Below are 20798 nucleotides of genomic sequence, written 5' to 3' on the forward strand. Positions count from 1 at the left end.
ATACGTGACCACCGCCGTAGCCGCCCCGTTCCGTTTCTTCTCCCTCCAGGTCGCACGGACGAGGCGGCTCGGCCCGTCCCTGCTCCGGGTCACCTTCGCCGGGGACGACCTCAGGGCGTTCCTCTCCGACGGGCGGGACCAGAGCCTGTCCCTGTTCCTGCCGCACCCGGGCCAGCCCGAGCCCCGCGTCCCCGTCGAGCTGGGCGACGGCTGGTGGCAGGGCTGGCGCGAACTCCCGGACGACGTACGGGCCGTGATGCGCTCGTACACGCTGCGGGACCTGCGCCGGGACGCCTTGGGGCACACCACCGAGATCGACGTCGACTTCGTCCTGCACGGAGTGGACCCGGGCGCGCCCGTCGCCGCGGGTCCCGCCTCGCGGTGGGCCGCGCGAGCCGCCGCCGGGGACAAGGTGCTGCTGCTCGGCCCGGCGGTCGCGGACAACCGGGCGATCCGCTTCCGGCCCCCCGAGGGCACCGACCTGGTGGTGATCTGGGCCGACGAGACCGCCGTCCCCGCCGCCTGCGCCATCGTCGAGTCGCTGCCGGCCGGCGTCCGCGCCCGGGTCTGGCTGGAGGTGCCGCACGCCGGTGACGTGCAGGACCTGGTGACCGAGGCGGACACCGAGATCACCTGGCTGGTGCGCGGCGGGCGGGGCGCCACGTGCTCCCCCATGGCGCTCGACCCGATCCGCGACGCCCCGCTCCCGCCCGCCGCCCATCCGTACGCCTGGATCGCGGGCGAGTCCGGCTGCGTGAAGGAGCTGCGGCGGCACTTCGTGCGCGAGCGGGGTTTCGACCGGCGCAGTGTCACCTTCGTCGGCTACTGGCGGCAGGGCCTGACCGAGGAGCAGCTGCGCGAGCAGGAGTGACACGGCCGTGGGCCCGACTCGCGTCGGTCCGGCCGGTGTTGGAAGTGACGGCAGTCACGGAAGGGGCGGGGTTTCCACCAGGTTAAGTTAGGTTAGGCTAACCTAAGTGAAGCCGAGGCTCCGCCCCGCTCCCGCCCTACGGACTGTCCCCACCGGAGGACCCGCACATGCGCTCGCACTTGCTCAACGACACGACCGCTGAGCACTACCGCCGCTCCGTGACCGAAGGAATAGAGCGGGTGGCGGCCAAACTCGCCACCACCTCCCGTCCGTTCACCGGTGTCACCGTCGACGCCCTCTCCCCGGTGATCGACGAGATCGACCTCGACAAGCCGCTGCACGACACCGCCGCGGCGCTCGACGAACTGGAGGACGTCTACCTCCGGGACGCGATCTACTTCCACCACCCCCGCTACCTCGCCCACCTCAACTGCCCGGTCGTCATCCCGGCCGTGCTCGGCGAGGCCATCCTGTCCGCCGTCAACTCCTCCCTGGACACCTGGGACCAGTCGGCCGGCGGCACCCTCATCGAGCGCAAGCTCGTCGACTGGACCACCGCCCGCATCGGCCTCGGCGAGAACGCCGACGGCGTGTTCACCTCCGGCGGCACCCAGTCCAACCTCCAGGCGCTGCTGCTGGCGCGCGAGGAGGCCAAGCCGGGGCGGGCCGGACGGGAAGCGGCGGACTCCTTCTCGAAACTGCGCGTCTTCGCCTCCGAGGCCAGCCACTTCAGCGTGAAGAAGTCCGCGAAACTGCTCGGCCTCAGCCAGGACGCGGTCGTGTCGATCCCCGTCGGCACCGACAAGCGCATGCAGACGGTCGCGCTCGCCCGTGAGCTGGAGCGCTGCGTGCGGGACGGCCTCGTCCCCATGGCCGTCGTCGCCACCGCCGGCACCACCGACTTCGGCTCCATCGACCCGCTGCCCGAGATCGCCGAGCTGTGCGAGCAGTACGGCGTGTGGATGCACGTCGACGCCGCCTACGGCTGCGGACTGCTCGCCTCCGTGAAGTACCGGGACCGCATCGAGGGCATCGAGCGCGCCGACTCGGTCACCGTCGACTACCACAAGTCCTTCTTCCAGCCGGTGAGTTCGTCCGCCGTCCTGGTCCGCGACGCGACCACCCTGCGCCACGCGACCTACCACGCGGAGTACCTCAACCCGCGCCGGATGGTGCAGGAACGCATCCCCAACCAGGTCGACAAGTCCCTGCAGACCACCCGCCGTTTCGACGCGCTCAAGCTGTGGATGACGCTGCGCGTGATGGGCGCCGACGGCATCGGGCAGCTCTTCGACGAGGTGTGCGACCTGGCGGTGGAGGGCTGGAAACTGCTGGCCGCCGACCCCCGCTTCGACGTGGTGGTGGAGCCGACCCTCTCCACCCTCGTCTTCCGCTACATCCCGGCCACCGTCACCGACCCGGCCGACATCGACCGCGCCAACCTGTACGCCCGCAAGGCCCTGTTCGCCTCCGGCGACGCGGTGGTGGCGGGCACCAAGGTGAGCGGCCGCCACTACCTGAAGTTCACCCTGCTCAACCCCGAGACGACGACCGCCGACATGGCCGCCGTCCTCGACCTGATCGCCGGCCACGCCGAGCAGTACCTGGGAGAGTCCCTTGACCGCGCTTCCTGAACCCACCGGGTCCACGAAAAAGACCTACGACTTCGTGGGGATCGGGCTCGGCCCGTTCAACCTGGGCCTGGCCTGCCTCACCGAGCCCATCGAGGCACTCGACGGCGTCTTCCTGGACTCCAAGCCCGACTTCGAGTGGCACGCCGGCATGTTCCTGGAGGGCGCCCACCTCCAGACCCCGTTCATGTCGGACCTCGTCACCCTCGCCGACCCGACCTCGCCGTACTCCTTCCTCAACTACCTGAAGGAGAAAGGCCGGCTGTACTCGTTCTACATCCGCGAGAACTTCTACCCCCTGCGGGTGGAGTACGACGACTACTGCCGCTGGGCCGCGAACAAACTGAGCAGCGTCCGCTTCAGCACCACCGTCACGGACGTCCAGTACGACGAGGGCGACGAGCTGTACGTCGTGCGGACCGAGGCCGGCGAGACCTTTCGCGCCCGCCACCTGGTCCTCGGCACCGGCACCCCGCCGCACATCCCGGAGGCCTGCCGGAACCTGGGCGGCGACTTCCTGCACAACTCGCAGTACCTGCGGCACAAGGCGGAGCTGCAGAAGAAGGAGTCGATCACGCTGGTCGGCTCCGGCCAGTCCGCCGCCGAGATCTACTACGACCTGCTCAGCGAGATCGACGTCCACGGCTACCGGCTGAACTGGGTCACCCGCTCCCCGCGCTTCTTCCCGCTGGAGTACACGAAACTCACGCTGGAGATGACCTCCCCGGAGTACGTCGACTACTTCCACGCGCTGCCGGAGCAGACCCGCTACCGCCTCACCGCCGACCAGAAGGGCCTGTTCAAGGGCATCGACGGCGACCTGATCAACGAGATCTTCGACCTGCTCTACCAGAAGAACCTCGGCGGTCCGGTGCCCACGCGGCTGCTCACCAACTCCTCGCTGAACGGCGCCCGGTACGAGAACGGCACGTACACCCTCTCCTTCCGCCAGGAGGAGCAGGGCAAGGACTACGAGCTGGCCTCCCAGGGCCTGGTGCTGGCCACCGGCTACAAGTACGCCGAGCCGGAGTTCCTCAAGCCGGTCCGCGACCGCCTGCGCTACGACTCCCAGGGCAACTACGACATCGCCCGCAACTACGCGATCGACGTGACCGGCCGGGGCGTCTTCCTGCAGAACGCCGGCGTGCACACGCACAGCATCACCAGCCCCGACCTCGGCATGGGCGCGTACCGCAACAGCTACATCATCCGCGAGCTGCTCGGCAGCGCGTACTACCCGGTCGAGAAGACGATCGCCTTCCAGGAGTTCGCCGTATGAGCACCACCACCGACATAGGCACCTTGACGATCCGCCCCCTCGACCCCCTCAAGGACGCCGAACTGGTGCACTCCTGGGTCACCCACCCCAAAGCGGCCTTCTGGATGATGCAGGACGCCAAGCTGCAGGACGTCGAGCGGGCGTACATGGAGATCGCCGCCGACGAGCACGCGCACGCGCTGCTGGGCCTGCACGACGGCGTGCCCGCGTTCCTGATGGAGACGTACGACCCCGCCCACCGCGAGCTGGTCGGCCTGTACGAGCCCGAGCCCGGCGACGTCGGCATGCACTTCCTGGTCGCCCCCACCGACCGGCCCGTGCACGGGTTCACCCGCGCGGTCATCACCGCCGTGATGGCGCACCTGTTCGAGGACCCCGCCACCGCCCGGGTGGTCGTCGAGCCGGACGTGTCCAACACAGCCGTCCACGCCCTGAACGAAGCCGTCGGGTTCGTGCCCGACCGCGAGATCCAGAAGCCGGAGAAGAAGGCGCTGCTGAGCTTCTGCACGCGGGAACAGTTCGTCGCGGCGACGGGGGTGACGGCATGACCCTCGCCGACGCCGTGGCCCACCTCTCCCCCGAGCGCTGGGAGCAGGCCAACCGCCGGCTGATCCGCAAGGCGCTCGCCGAGTTCGCGCACGAGCGGCTGATCACGCCGGAGCCGGAGAAGGACGGGGACGGGGACGCGTACGTCGTCCGCAGCGACGACGGCCTGAGCCTGTACCGCTTCACCGCCACCCGCCACGCCCTGGACCACTGGCAGGTGGACGCCGGCTCCATCACCCGCACCCGCGACGGACAGGAACTCCCGCTCGCCGCCCTGGACTTCTTCATCGAGCTGAAGAAGACGCTCGGCCTGAGCGACGAGATCCTGCCGGTCTACCTGGAGGAGATCTCCTCCACCCTCTCCGGCACCTGCTACAAACTCACCAAACCGCAGATCCCGGTCGCCGAGCTGGTGAAGAGCGGCTTCCAGGCCATCGAGACCGGCATGACCGAGGGCCACCCCTGCTTCGTCGCCAACAACGGGCGGCTCGGCTTCGGCATCCACGACTACCTCTCGTACGCCCCCGAGACCGCGAGCCCGGTCCGTCTGGTGTGGCTGGCCGCGCACCGCTCGCGGGCCGCGTTCACCGCGGGCGTCGGCATCGAGTACGCGTCGTTCGTCCGCCAGGAGCTGGGCGAGGAGACGGTCGAGCGGTTCGACCAGGTGCTCCGGGACCAGGGCCGGGACCCGGCCGACTACTTCCTCATCCCCGTCCACCCCTGGCAGTGGTGGAACAAGCTCACCGTCACCTTCGCCGCCGAGGTCGCCCGCGGCCATCTCGTGTGCCTGGGCGAGGGCGACGACGAGTACCTGGCCCAGCAGTCCATCCGGACCTTCTTCAACAGCTCGCACCCCGAGAAGCACTACGTGAAGACGGCCCTGTCCGTCCTCAACATGGGCTTCATGCGCGGGCTGTCGGCCGCCTACATGGAGGCCACCCCGGCGATCAACGACTGGCTGGCCCAGCTCGTCGCCAACGACCCGGTGCTGAAGGACACGGGCCTGTCGGTCATCCGGGAGCGGGCGGCCGTCGGGTACCGGCACCTGGAGTACGAGGCGGCGACCGACCGCTACTCCCCGTACCGCAAGATGCTCGCCGCGCTGTGGCGGGAGAGCCCGGTCCCCTCGCTCCAGGACGGCGAGTCCCTGGCCACCATGGCCTCCCTCGTCCACGTCGACCACGAGGGCGCGTCCTTCGCGGGCGCGCTGATCGAGCGGTCGGGCCTGGCTCCCAAGGAGTGGCTGCGCCGCTATCTGCGGGCGTACTACACCCCGCTGCTGCACAGCTTCTACGCCTACGACCTGGTCTTCATGCCGCACGGCGAGAACGTGATCCTGGTCCTGAAGGACGGCGTGGTCCAGCGCGCGATCTACAAGGACATCGCCGAGGAGATCGCGGTCATGGACCCTCAGGCGGTGCTGCCGCCGGCGGTCGAGCGGCTGCGCGTGGAGGTCCCCGAGGACAAGAAGCTCCTGTCGATCTTCACGGACGTCTTCGACTGCTTCTTCCGCTTCCTCGCGGCGAACCTCGCCGGCGAGGGGATCCTGGAGGAGGCGGACTTCTGGCGCACGGTCGCCGAGGTGAGCCGCGACTACCAGCGCTCGGTGCCCGAACTCGCGGAGAAGTTCGAGCGGTACGACCTGTTCGCCCCCGAGTTCGCGCTGTCCTGCCTCAACCGGCTCCAGCTGCGCAACAACAAGCAGATGGTGGACCTCGCGGACCCGTCCGGCGCGCTCCAGCTGGTGGGCACCCTGGAGAACCCCCTCGCGGGGCTGTGATCACGGCCCCCCACGGACAGACGGGCACCCCGGAGTACGGTCCTCCGGGGTGCCCGTCGGCACGTCCCGGCTACCGCGCGGGCCAGGGCACTTCCGGCGCCCGGTAATAGCCGATCCCCAGCGCGTCCCACCGCGGCCCCTGCGCCGCGAGCCGCACCCGGTAGGCCTCCCAGTCATGGGTGGCCGCGGGAGACCAGCCCAGCTCGGCGGCGCCCGCCAGCCGCGGGAAGGCCAGGTACTCGACGTGGGCGGAGTTCTCGACGGTCTCCGTCCACAGCGGCGCCTCGACGCCCCGCACGGCCGACGCGGGCGCCCCCGGCAGGTAGCTGCCCGGATCCCAGTCGTAGGACCGCCGCACGTCCACATAGCCCGCCCAGGACAGCCCCAGCGGGGTGTTCGCGTCGTACTTCATGTCGAGGTAGATCCGGTCGGCGGGCGAGAGGATCAGCCCGGTCCCGGCCTGCGCGGCCTTCGCGACCTGGGCCTTCTCCTCGGCGGCGGTGGAGTCCAGGCCCCAGTACTGGGCGAGCGCCCCCTTGGCGGGGCTCGCGCCGGTCAGCTGGTGCCAGCCGACCACCGTCTTGCCGTACGCGGCGACGATCGGCTGCACCCGGTCCATGAACTTGACGTACTCCTCGTGGCTCGTGGAGTGCGCCTCGTCACCGCCGATGTGGAGGTAGCGGCCCGGGGTGAGGGCGGCCAGCTCGCGGATGACGTCGTCCACGAAGTCGTACGTGATCTCCTTGCCCACGCACAGCGAGCTGAAGCCGACCTCGGTGCCGGTGTAGAGCGGGGGTGCCACGCCGTCGCAGTTCAGGCCGGGGTAGGAGGCGAGGGCCGCGTTGGTGTGGCCGGGCATGTCTATCTCGGGGACGACCTCCAGGTGGCGGGAGGCCGCGTAGCCGACGATCTCCCGGTAGTCGGCCTTGGTGTAGAACCCTCCGGGTCCACCGCCGACCTCGGTGGAGCCGCCGTACGTGGCCAGGCGCGGCCAGGAGTCGACGGCGATGCGCCAGCCCTGGTCGTCGCTGAGGTGCAGGTGCAGCTTGTTGACCTTGTAGAGGGCGAGTTGGTCGATGTAGCGCTTGACCTGGTCCACGGTGAGGAAGTGCCGGGACACGTCGAGCATCGCGCCGCGCCAGCCGTAGCGCGGAATGTCCCGGATCGTGCCGCCCGCGACCAGCCAGGGGCCGGACTGGACGGTGTCCTTCTCGACGGCCGCCGGGAGGAGCTGGCGCAGGGTCTGGACGCCGTGGAAGAGCCCGGCGGGCCGCGCGGCGGTGATGGTGACGCCCTGGCCGCCGCTGTCGAGCCGGTAGCCCTCCGCGCCGAACGGGCCCTTGGCCAGGCGCAGCTGGATGCCGCCCCTGCCGTGTGCGGTGACCGGCAGGCGGTAGCCGGTCGAGGGCCGCAGGACGTCCGCGAGGTAGGAGGCGACCCGGCGGGTCTCGCGGGAGCCGTCGACGCGGATGTGGGTGTCGCGGGTGATGCGGTACGGCGATCCGCCCGGCGTGACCGAGGCGGGTGCCGGGACCACCCGGTCCAGCGGGGTCGCGGCCGGTGGGCCGGCGGCCGGGGCGGCGCCGACGGCGAAGGCGCTCGTCGTCGCGACGAGCAGCAGCGAACCGAGCAGGCGGGTCGTTCTGTGGTGGTGTCTCACCAACGGTCCCTTCCTTGAGCCCGAACAGAACCCGAACAGGTATGGACCAACTCTCCCTCAGAAGCGGTGAAACAATCCCCTCATGGCGGAAATCCTCCAGAAGGACGGCAGTTGGGTCTTCGACGGCGACGCCCTGCGGCTGACCCCCGGACGGGACAGGAACGTCAGTCCGCTCCGCCGGACACTGGGTGAACTCGTCGTCCCCTTGGGCGCGTTGGCGGGCATCTCGTTCGAGCAGGGGAGGCGGAGCGGGCGGCTCAGGCTGCGGCTGCGCGACGGCTCGGATCCGCTGCTGCTCGCGACCGGCGGCCGGCTCACCGAGCCGCACGACCCGTACCAGCTGGCCGTCGACTCCGACCGCTACGGCGTCGCCGAGTACGTCGTGGACCAGGTGCGCGCGGCCCTGCTCCTGGAGCAGGTGCCGGCCGACCCGGTCGACACGTACCTGCTGCCGGGTCCGGCCGTCCCGCTCTCGGTGTCCGCCGGGGACGGCACCGCGAGCTTCGACGGCGAGCGGGTCCGCCTGGAGTGGAACGGGAAGGCCGAGGAGGCCAAGGCCGCCGTCGGCCCCCGCACCCTCCCGGTCACCGACCTCACCGCCGTCGAGTGGCGTCCGGCGGTCGGCCTGGAGAACGGCTGCCTCCGCTTCACCGTCAGGAACGCCCCGACCAAGGCCCCGCCCAAGTACGACCCGAACGCCGTCGAGTTGTGGAACCTCAAGAAGAGCCCGCTGATGGCCCTGGTCGCGGCGGCCGTCCAGGCCCGGCTGCCGCATCCGGCCGCCCAGGTGAAGGACGTGCCCAAGACGCTCACCGCGCCCGCCCCCGCGCCCCCGCCCGCCGTCGAGGACCGCCACGACGCGCTGCTGCGGCGGTTGCGCGAGCTCGGGGAGCTGCGTCGCACGGGGGTGCTGACGGACGAGGAGTTCGCGGCGGCCGAGCGGGCGGTCCTCGGGGGGACGTGAGGACCGCCCGCTCCTGCGGTGCGCCCCGCCTTCCGGGCACACCGGCGGCCTACCTGGCCTTGCGCGCCACCGTGAAGTGGTCGACCTGCTCGCCGGTCTCGGCGATGCCCCGCACCTTCAGCGTGGCGGTGCGGCCCCTGGCGGCCGGGGTGACGTCCACCCGCAGGAAGGAGTAGTCGAGGTAGCGCACCCGGGACCAGGCGACGGTCTCCTGCTGCCGGGCGCCGTCCTTGAGGCAGACGAAGGACGAGACGGCGTCGTCGTCCTTGACCCGCCCCTCGTAGGACTCGTCGGCGCTGAACGCGTACAGGCTGCGGCCGGCCGCGCCCGCCGTCACGTAGACCACGCCCTCCGTCTCCGGGTAGGCGGTGCCGCCGATCGGGAGCCGCTTGGCGACCTCGCCGCCCTTGAGGACGTCCGTGCGCTCGTAGACGTGGTTGTGGCCGTTGATGACGAGGTCCACGGTGTACTTCTCGAACAGCGGCACCCACTCCTGCCGCACGCCCCCCTCCGAGGCGTGGGCGGTGGAGGTGCAGTACGCGCAGTGGTGGAAGAAGACGACGATGAAGTCGACGTCCTGCGCGGCCCGGTACTTCTTGAGCTGCGCCTCCAGCCATCCGGTCTGGGTGCCGCCGGAGATGCCGAGGTTGGCCGGGATCTCGAAGGAGATGTCGTTGGCGTCCAGCGAGATGACCGCGGTGTTGCCGTGCACGAAGGAGTAGACGCCCGGGAGGTTCTTCTTGTCGGGTCCGTTGTCGGGGAGCGTCCAGCGGGCTTCTTCGCCGCCGTAGCCGTTGGGCGAGTACCAGGCCTCCATGTCGTGGTTGCCGTACGAGACCATCCACGGGACCTGCTTGGCGACGGACTCGGTCTGGTACAGGAACTGGTCCCACACCCGTGAGTCGAACCCGGTGTCGGAGGCGAGGCCCTGGCCGGCCGGGTCGCCGTAGGCGATGTCACCGGCGTGCAGGTGGAAGGCGGGGTTCTGGGCGAGGATCAGGGCGTCGTTGGCGAGGCCGTGGTAGCTGACGCCCTGGTCGCCGAAGGCGGTGAAGGTGAAGGGCTCCTTGCGGGCGGGGGCGGTGGTGAAGGTGCCGAGGGTGCCCAGCAGGTGCGGCTCGGCGGGGTCGAAGCCGGTGTGGCCGACGCCGTAGTAATACGTTTTGCCCGGTCGCAGGCCGGTCAGGCGGGCGTGCAGGTAGTACTGGGTGTGGTCGCCGCCGGCGCCGACACCGGCGGGGGTGTGGAGGGCGCGCACCTCGGCCTCGATCTTGCGGGAGAGGTCCCAGGGACGGGCGCCGACGCGGAGGAAGGGCTTCTTGACGGCGACCGGGACCTGCCAGGAGACGGTGATCTCGGTGCGCGGGTCGTTGCCGTAGGCGAGGTGCCGGCCGAAGGGGGCGACGAGGGCTCCGTCGACGGTCTCGGTGCGGGTGGTGGCGGCCGGGGTCGCCGCCTGTGCGGTGGCGCCCGGTACGAACGCGCCGCCCGCGACGGCGCCCAGGGTGACCGCGCCGCCCCTGATCATCGTGCGCCGGGAGAATCTGGTGCGCAGGTACTCGTGCTGCTCGGCCATGTTCATGCGTGCGGCGAGCCGCTCGGGTACGCCCATGCGAGGAATGTCCATGGTGACTGAAACTCGTCCCCTCAGGCGACCAGTGGCAGGACGCCGGATGGACGCGTCACGAACAGGTCCTCATGACGGATCCAACGTTCACCCAAAGATTCCCCACAGCCCTCTGCCCGAAATCGGGCAGGAATGTTGCGAAACGCTCGCCGGTACCCCAGGATCTACCGGGTGCACGACGAACTCGTTGATCATCTGACGCGGTCCACGCCCCTCAGCCGGGGCGAGGCACTGCGCGTGATCCAGGACGTGCTCGCCTACTTCGACGAGACGACCGAGGAGTACGTCCGTCGCCGCCATCGCGAGTTGCAGGCCCAGGGCCTGGTGAACGCGACGATCTTCGAACGGATCGGGGCGGACCTGGCTTACCGTGCGGTCGCGCCACCGGAGCTCACCCTCCGCCAGCTGCGCCGCATGGTCTACGGCTGATCCGTCCAACACTGCGAACGCTGAGGAAATACGTATACATGTGCGGAATCGTGGGTTACATCGGGAAGCGTGACGTGGCGCCCCTGCTGCTGGAGGGCCTCCAGCGGCTGGAGTACCGGGGATACGACTCGGCGGGCATCGCCGTCACCTCCCCGAAGACGTCCGGCCTGAGGATGGTCAAGGCCAAGGGCCGGGTCCGCGACCTGGAGGCCAAGGTCCCCGCCCGCTTCAAGGGCACGACCGGCATCGCCCACACCCGCTGGGCCACCCACGGCGCCCCCTCCGACGTGAACGCCCACCCGCACCTGGACGCCGAGGGCAAGGTCGCCGTCGTCCACAACGGCATCATCGACAACGCCTCCGACCTGCGCCGCAAACTGGAGGCGGACGGCGTCGAGTTCCTCTCCGAGACCGACACCGAGGTCCTCGTCCACCTCATCGCCCGCGCCCAGGGCGAGAAGCTGGAGGACAAGGTCCGCGAGACCCTGCGGGTCATCGAGGGCACGTACGGCATCGCCGTCCTGCACGCCGACTTCCCCGACCGGATCGTGGTGGCCCGCAACGGCTCCCCGGTGGTGCTCGGCATCGGCGAGAAGGAGATGTTCGTCGCCTCGGACATCGCCGCCCTGGTCGCCCACACCCGGCAGATAGTGACGCTGGACGACGGCGAGATGGCCACCCTGAAGGCCGACGACTTCCGCACGTACACCACCGAGGGCACCCGCACGACCGCCGAGCCGACCACCGTGGAGTGGGAGGCCGCCTCGTACGACATGGGCGGCCACGACACCTACATGCACAAGGAGATCCACGAGCAGCCCGACGCCGTGGACCGGGTGCTGCGCGGCCGCATCGACGACCGCTTCTCCACCGTGCACCTGGGCGGCCTGAACCTGGACGCCCGAGAGGCGCGCCGGATCCGCCGTGTGAAGATCCTCGGCTGCGGCACCTCGTACCACGCGGGCATGATCGGCGCCCAGATGATCGAGGAGCTGGCCCGCATCCCCGCCGACGCCGAGCCGGCCTCGGAGTTCCGCTACCGCAACGCGGTCGTCGACCCCGACACGCTGTACGTCGCCGTCTCCCAGTCCGGTGAGACCTACGACGTGCTGGCCGCCGTCCAGGAGCTGAAGCGCAAGGGCGCGCGGGTGCTGGGCGTGGTGAACGTGGTCGGCTCGGCGATCGCCCGCGAGGCCGACGGCGGCATCTACGTGCACGCCGGCCCGGAGGTCTGCGTGGTGTCGACGAAGTGCTTCACGAACACGACGGTCGCCTTCGCCCTGCTCGCGCTCCACCTCGGCCGCACCCGCGACCTCTCCGTCCGGGACGGCAAGCGGATCATCGAGGGTCTGCGCAAGCTGCCCGGCCAGATCGCCGAGATCCTGGAGCAGGAGGAGGAGATCAAGAAGCTGGCCGAGCAGTACGCCGACGCCCGCTCGATGCTCTTCATCGGCCGCGTCCGGGGCTACCCGGTGGCCCGCGAGGCCTCCCTGAAGCTCAAGGAGGTCTCCTACATCCACGCCGAGGCCTACCCGGCCTCCGAGCTCAAGCACGGTCCGCTGGCCCTGATCGAGCCGGCCCTGCCGACGGTCGCGATCGTCCCGGACGACGACCTGCTGGAGAAGAACCGCGCCGCCCTGGAGGAGATCAAGGCCCGCAGCGGCAGGATCCTCGCGGTCGCCCACGAGTTCCAGGAGAAGGCCGACCAGACGATGGTGGTCCCGAAGAACGAGGACGAGCTGGACCCCATCCTCATGGGCATCCCCCTCCAACTCCTCGCCTATCACACGGCGTTGGCCCTGGGCAGGGACATCGACAAGCCGCGCAACCTCGCCAAGTCGGTCACGGTCGAATAGCGCGCACCCAAAGGTGCGGGAACTGCGCGAGCGGCCACAGCGCACCTCCGGAGGCCGGAGAAAGAAGACGGACCCCGCGTGCGGCCACCCGGCACGTGGGGTCCGTCCCTGCGCCGGGAGCCGCCCAACCCCCGGCCCGCGCGGCTACCCGGTGGCCGTCACGCCCCGGCCGGCTGCGCGTCGCGGAAGTGCCGTGGGCCGGTGATCCGGCGCGGAGAGGGACAACCCGTGCGTGTCCCTTGCGAGTTGGTCGCCCACGGCGGTCTCCCTTCGCGCGGGTGCGCGGGTGCGGTGGTGCGCTGGTGCGATGACCGGTATATGCCCTTCGCAAGAGCACGAACACCTCTGCGCACGCGTGGATTCATGCGGCGCACAAGGGGAGTTCGCCGTCCCCGGGGCACATCTCAGCTAGGAGAACACGAGTCGCGGGACAACGGCTGAAGCGCGGGGCGCTTACGGGATGACGACCACGGGCCGCTGCGCCCGCTTGGCGAGCCGCCCGGCGACGGAGCCGAAGATACGGCCGACGATGCCGTGCGTGGAGCCGACGACGATGGCGTCCGCCTCGTACTCGCGGCCCACCTCTTCGAGCTCGTGGCAGATGTCGCCACCGCGCTCGACGAGGATCCACGGCACCTCGGCGAGATAGTCCGCGCAGGCGAGCTCCAGCCCGAGGACCTCGGTGCGGTGGTCCGGCACGTCGACGAAGACCGGCGGCTCGCACCCCGCCCACACGGTGGTGGGCAGCCGGTTGGCGACGTGCACGATGATCAGGCCCGACCCGGAGCGATGGGCCATGCCGATGGCGTACGCGAGGGCGCGCTCACTGGACGTGGAGCCGTCGAAGCCGACGACGACGCCGTGCTTGAAGGCGGGGTCGCAGGAGTGACGTGGCTCTTCCGCCGCCTGGGGCTCGGCCGCCGTGGGGTCGGCGACGGGCCGCTTGCGGTCCGCGGGTTCGAAGAATTCGTGACCGGCCATGGCTGTCTCGGCGTAGTGATCCTTGATCGGGAGGAGCGACCGTGTGCGGCGGAGCTGTGTCCGGGAATCATCTTCCCAACCCCATACCCTCAAGGGTACGGCGGCACGCCTCCTTAGCCCAGATCCCGCCCTCGCTGCGTGGGGGTTCCAGGGAGCATGCACGAGGGTGCGCCCGTAACGCAATGGTTGCTGCGCTGTACAGGCGGTTTGCACGGGATTCACGCGACGGCGGCCCGTCCCGGACGCACAGTGACCGATGGATCGAACACGCGTTGAATCCCGTGAGCCAGCCACAGGGAGCACGCATGTCCGGTCCCAGACGCCACTCCGAGGCTCCTCCAGCGCCCGAGGCCTGGGGGGACCCGCCCCGCGCGACCCCGCCCGCCCAGGACTCGGCGACGGACGTCGTCCGCTGGGCGGCCTTCAGCTGCGTCCTGGTTCCCGTGGTCCTCCTCTGGTACGGCACCTCGCTGGCCGGCACCGCCGGCACCGCCCTCGGCCTCGCGGCGGTGACGGCGGTCTGCCGTATCCTCCTGCGCCAGTCGGAGCGCGGCGCGGCCCGCCTGCTCGCCGAGGAGCGGGCCCCCCGGCGCGGCTCCCACCACGGCCGCCCGCACGGCCGGCATCACAGGGCCGGAACGGGGGCACACAGAGGCGGACGTCACAGTGGGGGGAATACACCGGTCGGCTGACCGGTTTCCGCGCACGCGCCCGACTCTTTTCAGCCAACTTCTGGTGTCCGCCCACTCCTTGGCCGAACCACCCCCCAACCCCCGTTCCACCTGCACGGAAAGGGTCTCCGGGGGTCCTCGCACCCTACGTGGATTGGCCACTGCGACAAGGCGCACTTCCCTGCACGCCCCACGAGTGCAACGCTTCGTGATCGAATGCTTCACGCCAAGTTGCCAAGTCGACAATGTGCCGGATGACCAACTGGTCACGTCGGCGCCACGGGACGCAGTAGATTCGATCTTGACTGTCTTACGGCGGGGGACTCGTGCAGGACCGAGGGGAAACGTGCAGGAGCGACACAACCGAGGAGCCGCGACCACCGAGGGGGGCTTAGCAGTATGAGCCACGACTCCACTGCCGCGCCGGAAGCCGCGGCCCGGAAACTCTCCGGGCGACGCCGCAAGGAGATCGTCGCGGTGCTGCTGTTCAGCGGCGGTCCCATCTTCGAGAGTTCCATACCGCTTTCGGTGTTCGGGATCGACCGCCAGGACGCCGGAGTACCACGCTACCGACTGCTGGTGTGCGGAGGTGAGGAAGGCCCGCTGCGGACCACAGGGGGCCTGGAACTCACCGCACCACATGGCCTGGAAGCGATCTCCCGGGCGGGCACGGTCGTCGTGCCGGCCTGGCGGTCGATCACTTCCCCGCCACCGGAGGACGCGCTCGACGCGCTGCGCCGCGCGCATGAGGAGGGTGCCCGCATAGTCGGGCTGTGCACCGGCGCCTTCGTCCTCGCGGCGGCCGGACTGCTGGACGGCCGCCCCGCGACCACCCACTGGATGTACGCGCCGACGCTGGCCAAGCGCTATCCGTCGGTGCACGTGGATCCGCGGGAGCTGTTCGTGGACGACGGCGACGTGCTGACGTCCGCGGGTACGGCGGCCGGAATCGACCTCTGTCTCCACATCGTGCGGACGGACCACGGCAACGAGGCGGCGGGCGCACTGGCCCGGCGTCTGGTGGTCCCCCCGCGCCGGTCGGGCGGCCAGGAGCGCTACCTCGACCGGTCTTTACCGGAGGAGATCGGCGCCGACCCGCTCGCCGAGGTCGTCGCCTGGGCGCTGGAACACCTCCACGAGCAGTTCGACGTGGAGACGCTCGCGGCCCGCGCGTACATGAGCCGGCGTACGTTCGACCGCCGGTTCCGCTCGCTCACCGGGAGCGCGCCGTTGCAGTGGCTGATCACGCAGCGGGTGCTGCAGGCCCAGCGCCTGCTGGAGACGTCCGACTACTCGGTGGACGAGGTCGCGGGGCGCTGCGGCTTCCGCTCGCCGGTGGCGCTGCGCGGGCACTTCCGCCGCCAGCTGGGTTCGTCCCCGGCCGCCTACCGGGCCGCGTACCGCGCCCGCAGGCCGCAGGGGGAACGGCCGTCGCCGGACGGCGACGGCGCCATGGCCGGACAGCAGGGCGGTCCGGCGAGCGCGCCGACGCCGCTGCATCCGGACAGCGGTGGTCCGGTACCGCTCCAGACCCGGCGTACGGCGAGCCCGGTCGGGACGTCGGCGGCGCTGGCTTCGTCGTCGGCCTCGGCCTCGTCCTCGGACAACGGCCGTGAGGCCTACGCGGGCAGCCGGGCGAGTCTGCCGGGGCAGCGCGGCGGGATGTGACGGCGGGTGGGGGCGGCGGGCGCGGGGGACTGTCCTCGCCCCCGCCGCCCTTACCCGTTCCCGGCCCCGAACGGGCTCCGGGCGGCACCGGTCACCTCATCGGGGGACGTCAGCCTTAGGGTGGTCGCATGAACGATCGCATGGTGTGGATCGACTGCGAGATGACCGGCCTCTCGCTGTCCGACGACGCGCTCATCGAAGTGGCCGCCCTCGTCACCGACTCCGAGCTGAACATCCTCGGTGACGGTGTGGACATCGTCGTCCGCCCGCCGGACCGGGCACTGGAGACGATGCCGGAGGTGGTGCGTCAGATGCACACCGCGTCCGGACTGCTCACCGAGCTGTCCGGCGGCACGACGCTGGCGGACGCCGAGGAGCAGGTTCTGGCGTACGTACGGGAGCACGTCAAGGAACCCGGCAAGGCCCCGCTGTGCGGCAATTCCGTCGGCACGGACCGCGGCTTCCTGCTCCGGGACATGCCGACGCTGGAGAGCTACCTCCACTACCGCATCGTCGACGTGTCCAGCGTCAAGGAACTCGCCCGGCGCTGGTACCCGCGGGCGTACTTCAACAGCCCGGAGAAGAACGGCAACCACCGCGCCCTCGCCGACATCCGCGAGTCCATCGCGGAACTCCGTTACTACCGCGAAGCCGTCTTCGTCCCGCAGCCCGGACCCGACTCCGACACCGCGAAGAAGATCGCCGCCAAGTACGTCCTGCGCGGGCGGTAGGAGCACGTCACAGGAGTGCGGAGGGGCGCCGTGAAAGCCGGGCGCGAGCACCCCTTCGGACCCTGTACACTTTTTCCCGGCAGGCCGGGGAAACCCGAACGGCCGACTTGGTGGGTGTAGCTCAGCTGGTAGAGCACCTGGTTGTGGTCCAGGAAGTCGCGGGTTCAAGTCCCGTCACTCACCCTCAATCATCAGCCGGTGGCCTTGGAGACAAGGCCACCGGCTGATGTCGTTCCCGGCGTCCCCGCCCGACGTACGGCTGCTCGTAGGGTGGGCCGATGCCCGAGCCCCTGGTGTCCGCCGAGCCTCTCTCCACGCCCCGCCTCGACCTCCTCCCCCTGCGGGCCGAGCACGCCGAGGAGATGGCCGCCGTCCTGTCCGACCCGGCCCTGCACGCCTTCACCGGAGGCACGCCCCACTCCCCCGCCGCGCTGCGGGACCGCTACGAGCGGCTGGTGGCCGGGTCGCCGGATCCGGCCGTCTCCTGGTGCAACTGGGTGCTCCGGCCGCGTGCGCAGGCGTGCCTCGTCGGCACGGTCCAGGCGACCGTCACCCGGGCGGACGCCGGGCACCTCGCCGAGATCGCCTGGGTGGTCGCAACGCCCTGGCAGGGTCGCGGGTTCGCCTCGGAGGCGGCGCGGGCGCTGGTCGGATGGCTCGGGCGGGGGTCCGTGCGTACGGTCGTCGCCCACATCCACCCCGGGCACCTCGCGTCGGCGGCGGTCGCCCGGGCGGCCGGGCTGGCGCCGACCGAGGACGAGCAGGACGGCGAGCGCCGGTGGCGGCTGGCGCTGCCCGGCTGAGCCCGCTCGACGGGTCCGGTCAGCGCCGCGTTCGATCTGAGGGGGCGGGGGCAGAGGCGGGGGCCGGAGGCGGGAGGCGGTCAAAGTCCCGCCCTAAGGGCGTATTGTCGCCTTATGGGCTGTTCGTGAGGTTGGGAGGCTCGTCATGCGGGCCCGACACATTCCCCGGTGGCGGCTGTTGACCTGGGTGATCCTCGCGTTCAACCTCGCCATGCTGCTGTGGCTCGTGGTGGCGCTCGACGCCGCGGGGGAGGAGTGCGTCGGGGAGCTGTGCCGGGGCGCCGACGACCCGGGCTCCGTCACCGGCGCCTGGCTGGTGATCTTCTTCTGGCTGGCCGGGGTCGTGCTCCTGGGTGTGGCCTGGTTCGTCACCCACCGCACCGAACCCGGGCCGCACCGACGGCACGGGCGACACGGGGAGCACGGGCGACACGGGGAGCACGGGGAGCACGGGAAGCACGGGCGGCACGGGCAGCCCCGACCGACGCCAGGACATCGGCCGACGTCCGGACGATGACGGCCCCAGACGGCGCCAGCCGGCCCCAGCCGGTGCACGCCGGTGTCAGGACGACCTCCGCTCCACCAGTTCCGTCGCCAGCACCACCCGCTGCCGCTCCAGGCCGCGGACCGCCGCCGGACGGCGGTCCGCGATCTCCGTCAGCAGCAGGTCGATCATCCTGCGGCCCATCTCCTCGATGGGCTGGCGCACGCTGGTCAGGGGCGGGTCCATGTGCCGGGCGATGGCGGAGTCGTCGTAGCCGACGAGCGCCACCTCGTCGGGGATGCGGCGGCCCTCCTCGCGCAGCACCTGGCGGGCGCCGGCCGCCATCACGTCCGAGCCCGCGAAGACCGCGTCCAGGTCGGGACGGCGGGCCAGCAGCTTCGTCATCGCGCGCCGGCCGCCCTCCTCGGTGAAGTCACCCGGCTCGATCAGCCGCTCGTCCACCTGGTGCCCCGCGTCCAGCAGGGCGTCACGGTAGCCGTCGACGCGCCGCTGGGCGCCGTACACGTCGAGGCGGCCGGTGATGTGGCCGACCGCCCGGCAGCCGCGGGCCAGCAGGTGCTCGACCGCCGAGCGGGCGCCTCCGTAGTTGTCCGAGTCGACCGACGGCAGGGTCTCCGCGGCCGACCTCGGGCCGCTGATCACCGCCGGTATCTCCAGCTGGGAGAGCAGGTCGGGCAGCGGGTCGTCGGCGTGCACGGACACCAGCAGGACGCCGTCGACCCGGTGCGCGGCCAGGTACTGGGCGAGGCGGGCCCGCTCCCGGTCGTTGCCCGCGAAGATCAGCAGGAGCTGCATCTCGGTGTCGGAGAGCTCGGCGCCGACGCCCTTGAGCATGTCCGAGAAGTACGGTTCCGCGAAGAAGCGGGTCTCCGGCTCGGGGACGACCAGGGCGATCGCGTCGGTGCGGTTGGCGGCCAGGGCGCGGGCGGCCGTGTTGGGCACGTACCCCAGCTCGGCGACCGCCGCCTCCACCGCCGCGCGGGTGGCGTCGCTGACCCGGGGCGAGCCGTTGATCACCCGGGAGACCGTGCCGCGGCCCACGCCCGCCCGTGCCGCCACCTCTTCGAGGGTGGGCCGGCCACCGCTCCGGCCCCGCGCTCCGTGGCTTGCCATGGGCTCCGCCTCCCGTTGACCCTGTCATTGGCCTGGAATTTAACAGTCCTGCCGGAGGGGCGACCGGTCACGGTGGACTCCCTCATTCCACTGCCGTGCTTCCCGGGGGTGGCTGGATCGTTACGCCGGGGTTCCAGTTAACAGCCCGATAACTGAACGCATCTCTCCGCCCCTAGTCCCTTGACACCCCCGCCCGGACCGACGAACCTTCAACACATCACCGGTGGGAGCGCTCCCACGGTACCTGACACATACACAACCCGCACGTTCCCCGCCCGAGCCGCAGCTAGAACAAACGGGCCCAACAACGCAGTTGGCCGGGGGGTCGGCACGTCAGGGCAACAGGAGGACGCAATGCGAGCACGTACCCGCATCGCCCGCAAGACGATGGTCCTCGCGGCCGTCGCCGCGCTGGGCTCCGGGCTGCTGGCCGGCTGTGCCGACGACGGAGACGACGGCGGTGACGGTTCGTCTTCGGGCGACAGCAGTGGCAAGACCACGATCACCCTCGGCCTCTTCGGCACCCAGGGCTTCAAGGAAGCCGGTCTGTACGCCGAGTACGAGAAGCTGAACCCGGACATCAAGATCGCCGAGAACGTCGTCGAGCGCAACGAGAACTACTACCCGGCTCTCGTCAACCACCTCACCACCAACAGCGGTCTGCAGGACATCCAGGCCGTCGAGGTCGGCAACATCGCCGAGGTCGTGAACACCCAGGCCGCGAAGCTGACGGACCTGTCCAAGGTGGAGGGCGTCAAGTCGGCCAACTGGCTCGACTGGAAGTGGAAGCAGGCCACCACCAAGGACGGCCAGACGATCGGTCTCGGCACCGACGTCGGCCCGATGGCCATCTGCTACCGCAAGGACCTCTTCGAGCAGGCCGGACTGCCGTCCGAGCGCGAGGAGGTCAGCAAGCTGTGGGCCGGCAGCTGGGAGAAGTTCGTCGAGGTGGGCAAGGATTACCAGGGGAAGGCGCCCAAGGGCACCACCTTCCTGGACTCCCCCGGCGGTCTGCTCAACGCGATCGTCAGCGGTGAGAGCGAGAAGTTCTACGACGCCTCAGGCGAGGTCATCTACAAGACCAACCCGGCCGTGAAGAAGGCGTTCGACCTCACGGCGCAGGCCGCCGAGGACGGGCTGATCGGCAACCAGACGCAGTTCCAGCCCGCCTGGGACACGACGATCGCCAACAGCAAGTTCGCCGCGATGTCCTGCCCGCCGTGGATGCTCGGCTACATCAAGGGCAAGTCGAAGCCCGAGGCGGCCGGCAAGTGGGACGTGGCCACCTCGCCGAAGCCCGGCAACTGGGGCGGCACCTTCCTCGCCGTGCCGAAGTCCGGCAAGAACGCGGAGGAGGCCGCGAAGCTCGCCGCGTGGCTGACCGCGCCCGAGCAGCAGGCCAAGCTCTTCGCCAAGCAGGGCAGCTTCCCGAGCGCCCCGGCCGCGTACACCATGCCGCAGGTCACCGGCGCGAAGAACGACATGACCGGTGACTCCCCGATCGGCACCATCTTCGCCGACGCCGCCAAGCAGATCCCGGCCCAGGTGATCGGCCCGAAGGACCAGATCATCCAGCAGGGTCTGACCGACAACGGCGTCATCCTGGTCACCCAGGGCAAGTCGGCCAAGGATGCCTGGGAGACGGCCACCAAGACCATCGACAACAACCTGGAGAAGTGACCG

At 70.5% G+C, this 20798-nt stretch carries 18 protein-coding genes and 1 tRNA gene; 15 read left to right on the forward strand and 4 right to left on the reverse strand.

Annotated features, from left to right (window positions below):
* The first annotated feature begins 4 nt into the window (after window positions 1-4).
* The 5 genes from ACWD0J_RS09580 to ACWD0J_RS09600 all read left to right on the forward strand — a co-directional run bounded on the left by ACWD0J_RS09580 (window position 5) and on the right by ACWD0J_RS09600 (window position 6107).
* Window positions 5-871 carry a siderophore-interacting protein gene (locus ACWD0J_RS09580; RefSeq protein ID WP_451495205.1) on the forward strand — a complete coding sequence of 289 codons (867 nt, stop codon included), beginning with the start codon at window positions 5-7 and terminating at the stop codon, window positions 869-871.
* Window positions 872-1038: 167 nt separating this feature from the next.
* Entirely contained in the window at window positions 1039-2505 is a 1467-nt protein-coding gene (desA, locus tag ACWD0J_RS09585; RefSeq protein ID WP_451495206.1) for a lysine decarboxylase DesA, read from the forward strand.
* Entirely contained in the window at window positions 2489-3781 is a 1293-nt protein-coding gene (locus tag ACWD0J_RS09590) for a lysine N(6)-hydroxylase/L-ornithine N(5)-oxygenase family protein (protein WP_451495207.1), read from the forward strand. Before desA ends, ACWD0J_RS09590 begins: the two co-directional genes overlap by 17 nt.
* A complete protein-coding gene (locus tag ACWD0J_RS09595; RefSeq protein ID WP_451495208.1) occupies window positions 3778-4329 on the forward strand; it encodes a GNAT family N-acetyltransferase in 552 nt (183 codons plus the stop codon). The genes ACWD0J_RS09590 and ACWD0J_RS09595 overlap by 4 nt, the downstream gene beginning before the upstream one ends.
* A complete protein-coding gene (locus ACWD0J_RS09600; RefSeq protein WP_451495209.1) occupies window positions 4326-6107 on the forward strand; it encodes an IucA/IucC family protein in 1782 nt (593 codons plus the stop codon). The genes ACWD0J_RS09595 and ACWD0J_RS09600 overlap by 4 nt, the downstream gene beginning before the upstream one ends.
* A gap of 70 nt (window positions 6108-6177) precedes the next feature.
* Here ACWD0J_RS09600 and ACWD0J_RS09605 read toward each other — a convergent pair whose 3' ends face one another.
* Window positions 6178-7767: a beta-N-acetylhexosaminidase gene (locus ACWD0J_RS09605; protein ID WP_451495210.1), complete on the reverse strand. Its 1590-nt coding sequence runs from the start codon at window positions 7765-7767 to the stop codon at window positions 6178-6180.
* An 82-nt stretch (window positions 7768-7849) separates the two neighbouring features.
* Here ACWD0J_RS09605 and ACWD0J_RS09610 point away from each other — a divergent pair, with 82 nt between their 5' ends.
* On the forward strand, window positions 7850-8731 hold the full coding sequence (locus tag ACWD0J_RS09610; protein WP_451495211.1) for a DUF4429 domain-containing protein: 882 nt from the start codon (window positions 7850-7852) through the stop codon (window positions 8729-8731).
* Between the two features lie 49 nt (window positions 8732-8780).
* On the opposite strand, the gene ACWD0J_RS09615 is transcribed toward ACWD0J_RS09610, so the two are convergent.
* Window positions 8781-10343 carry a purple acid phosphatase family protein gene (locus tag ACWD0J_RS09615; protein WP_451495212.1) on the reverse strand — a complete coding sequence of 521 codons (1563 nt, stop codon included), beginning with the start codon at window positions 10341-10343 and terminating at the stop codon, window positions 8781-8783.
* A gap of 186 nt (window positions 10344-10529) precedes the next feature.
* Between ACWD0J_RS09615 and ACWD0J_RS09620 the strand changes: the two genes are divergently transcribed.
* Window positions 10530-10787 (forward strand): hypothetical protein, encoded by a 258-nt coding sequence (locus tag ACWD0J_RS09620; protein WP_451495213.1) that lies wholly within the window; start codon window positions 10530-10532, stop codon window positions 10785-10787.
* Between the two features lie 38 nt (window positions 10788-10825).
* Window positions 10826-12643: a glutamine--fructose-6-phosphate transaminase (isomerizing) gene (gene glmS / locus ACWD0J_RS09625; RefSeq protein ID WP_451495214.1), complete on the forward strand. Its 1818-nt coding sequence runs from the start codon at window positions 10826-10828 to the stop codon at window positions 12641-12643.
* A 453-nt stretch (window positions 12644-13096) separates the two neighbouring features.
* Here the strand turns inward: glmS and ACWD0J_RS09630 are convergent, their stop codons facing one another.
* Window positions 13097-13624 (reverse strand): universal stress protein, encoded by a 528-nt coding sequence (locus ACWD0J_RS09630; protein ID WP_451495215.1) that lies wholly within the window; start codon window positions 13622-13624, stop codon window positions 13097-13099.
* A 305-nt stretch (window positions 13625-13929) separates the two neighbouring features.
* On the opposite strand from ACWD0J_RS09630, the gene ACWD0J_RS09635 reads away from it, so the two are divergent.
* The 6 genes from ACWD0J_RS09635 to ACWD0J_RS09660 all read left to right on the forward strand — a co-directional run bounded on the left by ACWD0J_RS09635 (window position 13930) and on the right by ACWD0J_RS09660 (window position 18014).
* Window positions 13930-14316 (forward strand): hypothetical protein, encoded by a 387-nt coding sequence (locus ACWD0J_RS09635; RefSeq protein ID WP_451495216.1) that lies wholly within the window; start codon window positions 13930-13932, stop codon window positions 14314-14316.
* 378 nt (window positions 14317-14694) lie between these two features.
* A complete protein-coding gene (locus ACWD0J_RS09640) occupies window positions 14695-15963 on the forward strand; it encodes a GlxA family transcriptional regulator (RefSeq protein WP_451495217.1) in 1269 nt (422 codons plus the stop codon).
* 128 nt (window positions 15964-16091) lie between these two features.
* Entirely contained in the window at window positions 16092-16694 is a 603-nt protein-coding gene (gene orn / locus ACWD0J_RS09645; protein ID WP_451495218.1) for an oligoribonuclease, read from the forward strand.
* A gap of 110 nt (window positions 16695-16804) precedes the next feature.
* A tRNA-His gene (locus tag ACWD0J_RS09650) sits at window positions 16805-16877 on the forward strand.
* Window positions 16878-16972: 95 nt separating this feature from the next.
* On the forward strand, window positions 16973-17497 hold the full coding sequence (locus ACWD0J_RS09655) for a GNAT family N-acetyltransferase (RefSeq protein ID WP_451495219.1): 525 nt from the start codon (window positions 16973-16975) through the stop codon (window positions 17495-17497).
* A gap of 145 nt (window positions 17498-17642) precedes the next feature.
* The gene (locus ACWD0J_RS09660; RefSeq protein WP_451495220.1) at window positions 17643-18014 is read left to right on the forward strand and encodes a hypothetical protein; all 372 of its coding nucleotides are present in this window, start codon (window positions 17643-17645) and stop codon (window positions 18012-18014) included.
* A gap of 45 nt (window positions 18015-18059) precedes the next feature.
* On the opposite strand, the gene ACWD0J_RS09665 is transcribed toward ACWD0J_RS09660, so the two are convergent.
* The gene (locus ACWD0J_RS09665) at window positions 18060-19115 is read right to left on the reverse strand and encodes a LacI family DNA-binding transcriptional regulator (RefSeq protein WP_451495221.1); all 1056 of its coding nucleotides are present in this window, start codon (window positions 19113-19115) and stop codon (window positions 18060-18062) included.
* Window positions 19116-19469: 354 nt separating this feature from the next.
* Between ACWD0J_RS09665 and ACWD0J_RS09670 the strand changes: the two genes are divergently transcribed.
* Window positions 19470-20795 (forward strand): ABC transporter substrate-binding protein, encoded by a 1326-nt coding sequence (locus tag ACWD0J_RS09670; protein ID WP_451495222.1) that lies wholly within the window; start codon window positions 19470-19472, stop codon window positions 20793-20795.
* The last annotated feature ends 3 nt before the right edge of the window (window positions 20796-20798 follow it).

The sequence above is a fragment of the Streptomyces sp. NPDC003011 genome (assembly GCF_053591515.1).

Bases quoted from the DNA above. Each gene is read 5' to 3' on its own strand.
- desA (WP_451495206.1), top strand. From the start codon at position 1,039: ATGCGCTCGCACTTGCTCAACGACACGACCGCTGAGCACTACCGCCGC.
- ACWD0J_RS09595 (WP_451495208.1), top strand. From the start codon at position 3,778: ATGAGCACCACCACCGACATAGGCACCTTGACGATCCGCCCCCTCGAC.
- ACWD0J_RS09600 (WP_451495209.1), top strand. From the start codon at position 4,326: ATGACCCTCGCCGACGCCGTGGCCCACCTCTCCCCCGAGCGCTGGGAG.
- ACWD0J_RS09610 (WP_451495211.1), top strand. From the start codon at position 7,850: ATGGCGGAAATCCTCCAGAAGGACGGCAGTTGGGTCTTCGACGGCGAC.
- ACWD0J_RS09615 (WP_451495212.1), bottom strand. From the start codon at position 10,343: ATGGGCGTACCCGAGCGGCTCGCCGCACGCATGAACATGGCCGAGCAG.
- glmS (WP_451495214.1), top strand. From the start codon at position 10,826: ATGTGCGGAATCGTGGGTTACATCGGGAAGCGTGACGTGGCGCCCCTG.
- ACWD0J_RS09630 (WP_451495215.1), bottom strand. From the start codon at position 13,624: ATGGCCGGTCACGAATTCTTCGAACCCGCGGACCGCAAGCGGCCCGTC.
- ACWD0J_RS09635 (WP_451495216.1), top strand. From the start codon at position 13,930: ATGTCCGGTCCCAGACGCCACTCCGAGGCTCCTCCAGCGCCCGAGGCC.
- ACWD0J_RS09640 (WP_451495217.1), top strand. From the start codon at position 14,695: ATGAGCCACGACTCCACTGCCGCGCCGGAAGCCGCGGCCCGGAAACTC.
- orn (WP_451495218.1), top strand. From the start codon at position 16,092: ATGAACGATCGCATGGTGTGGATCGACTGCGAGATGACCGGCCTCTCG.
- ACWD0J_RS09655 (WP_451495219.1), top strand. From the start codon at position 16,973: ATGCCCGAGCCCCTGGTGTCCGCCGAGCCTCTCTCCACGCCCCGCCTC.
- ACWD0J_RS09660 (WP_451495220.1), top strand. From the start codon at position 17,643: ATGCGGGCCCGACACATTCCCCGGTGGCGGCTGTTGACCTGGGTGATC.
- ACWD0J_RS09665 (WP_451495221.1), bottom strand. From the start codon at position 19,115: ATGGCAAGCCACGGAGCGCGGGGCCGGAGCGGTGGCCGGCCCACCCTC.
- ACWD0J_RS09670 (WP_451495222.1), top strand. From the start codon at position 19,470: ATGCGAGCACGTACCCGCATCGCCCGCAAGACGATGGTCCTCGCGGCC.